Source organism: Sphingobium sp. HDIP04, assembly GCF_000445085.1.
In the GTDB taxonomy this organism is placed as follows: Bacteria; Pseudomonadota; Alphaproteobacteria; order Sphingomonadales; family Sphingomonadaceae; genus Sphingobium; species Sphingobium indicum.
The window spans coordinates 1-1,363 of record NZ_ATDO01000004.1 but is presented as its reverse complement, the minus strand read 5'-3'; the positions used below and the strand labels follow the sequence as shown (position 1 = coordinate 1,363).

The 1,363-nt window shown below is 69.7% G+C and carries 1 protein-coding gene; it reads right to left on the bottom strand.

From position 1 onward, the window contains the following. Positions 1 to 1,109 (bottom strand): tetratricopeptide repeat protein (locus tag L286_RS25210; RefSeq protein ID WP_037492685.1); only part of this gene is annotated, 1,109 nt, incomplete at its 3' end. Between the last annotated feature and the right edge of the window lie 254 nt (positions 1,110 to 1,363).

The window sequence follows — 1,363 nt, the reverse complement described above, 5'->3', positions numbered from 1 at the left end:
TTGAGCTGGCTCGGCGGCGGACTGGCGGGTGCCGGGCTTTGCGCCGGGACGGATTCGAAGCCGGGCGCTGGCGGACCCTGCACATTGGAGGCAGCGGGAGCGGCAGCCCGCGGCGGCGCCTGCGTCTGTGGAGCGGAGGCGGCGGGAACGGGCTGGCTTGGCGCCGGCGCGCTAAGGGGCGGCGCTTCGGCCTGCGCGAGCCTCGTGGCGGTTTCAGCGCGGCGCGAACGACGATCCTGCTGCGCGGATCGGGCCGGCGGCGTCTGGGCGGCAGGTTGGCTGGCCTGCGGTGCGGCAGGGGTGGCGGAGGCGAAAGCGGGCGGGGTCGGCGTGATCGCGGCCATGGTCGAGCCGACATTGGCCGGGAAATGCCCGAAATGCACCGCCGCCGCCTTCTGCGCGGCGGTCAGATAAGGCATTTTCTGCATATAGGGCAGGATCGCCGCGGCAAGCTGCGACGGCATGGTCTGCTCCGCGATCTTCCTGGCGTCCGCCTGTCGGTTGTTCATCGCCAGGATGAACGCGCGGTAGCGCCAGGCGGCCCGGTCGCTCTTGTAGAGCAGCGGTTTCAGCACCCGCTCCGCCGCGTCCACCTGGCCGGAAATGCCCAGCGAGGCGGCATAGCGATGGGTGAGTTCGACATCGTCCGGCGTCCGCTGGATCGCCGCCTGATAGTCGCGCTGCGCCCCCGCCTGATCGCCGGTCATGTCCCTTGCAAGCCCCCGGTCGGACAGCAGCGTCGCTTCGGGAAAGCCCAGCCGCGTCGCCTGGTCGAACAGGCGCAGCGCTTCGGCGGGGTTCTGGTTCTTCAGCATGACGCGGCCAAGGCCCGCCTTCACCTTGCCGTTGTTCGGCGCCAGCGTATCGGCCCGGGCGAAGAAACCCGCCGCCGCTCGCGCATCGTCCATGTCCAGCGCCGCCTCGCCAGCGCCGATCAGCGCCGTCACGTCGCGCGGATTGGACGCCAGGCGCGCCAGATGATTGTTGAGGTTTTCCGCGCTGGAGGGACGCATCGCCTGCACCTGGGCGGGCTGCGCCAGAGCCGGTTGCGCCAACGCGGTGCCCGCTAGAAGCAGTCCGCGGAGAATCCAAATGTCATAACGTCTCACAGACAGCCCTTTAGCGGATGGAGGCGGGACAAGGGAATATGTCGAAAGAAAAAGCGCGCCCGGTTGCCCATGGCAGCCGATGGCGCGCTTTCATAGGGCGTGTGGGGCGAACCCCGTGGCCGCTTACTGGTTGCTCTGGCGGTTCAGGAAGCGCGGAATGTCCGGAGCGGGCGTCCCTTCGTCGCTGGCGGCAGCGCCCTTTTCGGCGCCGCGGGTCAGGCCCGCCATGCGCTCGAACAGCGTGCCCCCGGTGG